Source organism: Bradyrhizobium sp., assembly GCF_049581145.1.
GTDB lineage: Bacteria > Pseudomonadota > Alphaproteobacteria > Rhizobiales > Xanthobacteraceae > Bradyrhizobium.
Window position 1 is genome coordinate 1 of record NZ_JBAURI010000125.1, and the last position, 2,774, is coordinate 2,774.

4 protein-coding genes are annotated in these 2,774 nt (G+C 57.9%); 2 read left to right on the forward strand and 2 right to left on the reverse strand.

Annotation, left to right across the window (positions count from 1 at the left end; translation table 11 throughout):
• Window positions 1-25: 25 nt before the first annotated feature.
• Window positions 26-553, reverse strand: coding sequence for a DUF1398 family protein (locus WCB02_RS04130; protein ID WP_423956569.1), 528 nt, complete (start codon window positions 551-553; stop codon window positions 26-28).
• Window positions 554-563: 10 nt separating this feature from the next.
• Window positions 564-1,037, reverse strand: coding sequence for a MarR family winged helix-turn-helix transcriptional regulator (locus WCB02_RS04135; protein WP_423956570.1), 474 nt, complete (start codon window positions 1,035-1,037; stop codon window positions 564-566).
• A gap of 154 nt (window positions 1,038-1,191) precedes the next feature.
• On the opposite strand from WCB02_RS04135, the gene WCB02_RS04140 reads away from it, so the two are divergent.
• Together WCB02_RS04140 and WCB02_RS04145 are read left to right on the forward strand one after the other, a co-directional pair.
• A complete protein-coding gene (locus WCB02_RS04140) occupies window positions 1,192-2,352 on the forward strand; it encodes a Cof-type HAD-IIB family hydrolase (RefSeq protein WP_423956571.1) in 1,161 nt (386 codons plus the stop codon).
• Window positions 2,328-2,774, forward strand: a 447-nt coding sequence (locus WCB02_RS04145; protein ID WP_423956572.1) for a transglycosylase SLT domain-containing protein, incomplete at its 3' end; no start/stop codon positions are given. The genes WCB02_RS04140 and WCB02_RS04145, both read left to right, overlap by 25 nt.

Here is a 2,774-nt window from a genome sequence, read left to right on the forward strand (position 1 = left end):
AGGCAGTAGGGCTCAAGACAAATCCTTAATTCTTTGATTGTGTATCGAGAGGCGTCGCATGAATACGCGACGCCACTTTTTGTTTGCCGGTAATTTCGAATCGGCAGGCACGGCTATTCAGATGCTCCGCAGTCCGAGTTCGGAACAGCCTGCACGCCGGGAAATTCTCGACATGGAATTCGCCCTTGCGGCCGAAGTAGATCACCTTCTTGCCCGTCAGGAAGGCCCAATAGCCAACAACGCCCGCGGCCGTGGACTGCCGCATGAATTCGGGGTAGCGGATTTCGTCCTTTTGCGCAGCGCGAATGGCCGCGACGACTACGGATTTGGAGAACTCTTCCGCGACGGGGGCGAGCGGTAGATGCATCTTGACGGTGAGGGTTGTGTTATCGGCAAGATAGACAACATCCTCCGAGCGAAGCAAATCGACGAAGTAGGATGTGACGCCGGTGGCGAGCAGCCGTTGGACGACCTGAGGGAAGATCAACTGCCCTTCGTGAGATTCTGCGAGGACCTCGCGAATGGCTTCGAGGTTGGTGGCTTGAGCGATCATGATTTTCTCCTTATTGCGTGGGAAGTTTGTGCAGGTCATTTGCCAGCACGAGCTTTTTTACAATTGCGAGCAATGTCTGACGCTCCGTTGCGGTGAGAGCACCGAAGAATTCCTGGTCATTGCTATCAGCGAGGGCGGCCAGGGACGGAACCAGCCTGACTCCTGCCGCGGTGAGGCCGATGTCCTGATAGCGGCGGTCATCAGCGCGCTCTTCGCGGTGAATCAGATTCTTGTCTACGAGCCGATCGATGAGTTTGGAGGCCGCGCCACGGGTCATGCCGGTGAGATCGGCGACTTTGCTGGGAGACATTTCGTCGCGGCCGTACATTTCGCGAAGCACCACCCATTCGGCTACGGTGACGCCGCTCTTGACCAACTTGCGAGCAAAGGCCTGCGAAACGTGGTTCGAGACGAAACGCATCCAGAAACCGACGTGGCTTTTCAGGTCGCTGACCGGCTCCGACGCGGCTTTGGACTTGTTCATGAAGAGAAGTTAGCAAATATTAGTTTCCTTGTCAACTATTTTCATTGCAACTATATTTGGAAAAATTGGCGCGCTATCCTGAGATTTTGAAAAGACGCTATTGCGGGGTAATGATGCCACCCACGGAGTGACGGCGAGGAAGGACGATGCCGCGATGGTCAAGCGCTGCCTGCGGCTGATCTTCGGAAGGGTTTCTAGGCAGCGCGGGCCGCTCCAGAAGCGCGCCGCCGCAAGCTGGGCACCAGTCGGCTTTTGTTCCCTGTGCCAGCACGGCGTGGCATTGAGTGCAGATGCGCTCCATACCGCTAGACTAAACGAATTCCAGGCACTTGGTACCAATGGTCATTCGTTCACCGGAGGTCCATACTTCGCGAGCCCCGCTCCAAGTAAACTTGAAGATATGCGCCCCTCTGTGCGGCTGGTAGCAATCGATATTGATGGCACTCTTCTTCCGACGTTCTCCCAGGTCATCAGCGCGCGCAATGCGAGGGCTTTGAAGGCTGCTCAGGATTCCGGAATCGTTGTAGCGATTGCGACGGGCAGGCGAACGGCTTATACGGCGCCTCTGCTCGAAGGGTTGGGGCTGCGAGCGGACACGCCGCTCATTACGTCGAATGGAGCAGTGACGCGGACCTTGAGTGGCGATCCGGTAGATCGGAGCCAACTGGAGGCGCGTGTGGCGCGCGGGGTATGCGGGTTGCTGCGGAAATTTGGTGCGATGGTGTTTACATTCGACAAAATCGGCCGCGGAGAATTGGTGGTGGAAGACCTGGAGCAGGCACACGAACGGATTGCGCTTTGGGTCGAGGCAAATCGCGGGGCGATCGAAGTGGTGAAGCCGCTGGAAAATGCGCTGGTGGACGGCGAAGATCCTATTCAGGGGATGGTGGCCGGCGGTTTGAGCCAGATGAAGAAGGCCGAAAAGGCGCTGAAGGCGAGTGTGTGGGGAGTATCGTGCGAGTGCGTGCGGACCGAATATCCGGGACGGGATCTTTCCATTCTTGACCTGCTGCCGCCGGGTGTTTCGAAGGGATGGGCGCTGGAACGGCTGGCGGGACGACTGGGAATCGATCGCAAGGAAACCATGGCGATTGGCGATAACTGGAACGACGTGGATATGCTGGAGTGGGCCGGACAGGGCGTATTGATGGGAAATGCGGCTGCGGAATTGCGCGCCATGGCGACTACGCGGGGATGGAGACTAACCCAGCCCAACGATGACGACGGCGTGGCGGTGGTGCTGGAGACCGCTGTGACACAGTGGGGCCAAGTGAACGGTCGTAAGAAGCATTGGGCTTCAACGGCGCGGAGTTGAATTTGAGGAGCAGGATTTATTTCGCGATTGGCTTGGCGGCATTGACTGCGATGGGTGGCTGTGCCTACGGAGCCGAGCGCGTGATGCTGAGCAATGGCTTCGCGATGGATTGCAATCACCATGCGCAGGTCGAGGGGCGGGTGCGGGTCTATTTGAGTTCAGGCGAGAGCAGCTATATCGAAATGCGACCGGAGGAGGTTGCAGGATTCGAGCAGGTTCCAGATCTAGCTCCGCAGGCGGTCTCGACGGAAGTCGGACGGTCGGAGACGAAGTTGAGTTCCGCGGATTTGCACGAAATGCTGTCGGAAGCTGGCCAGGCGCATAACCTGGATGAGGATTTGCTGGCGAGCGTGGTGAAGGCCGAGAGCAATGGAAATGCTCGCGCCGTGAGCCGATCCGGAGCACGCGGGCTGATGCAGCTG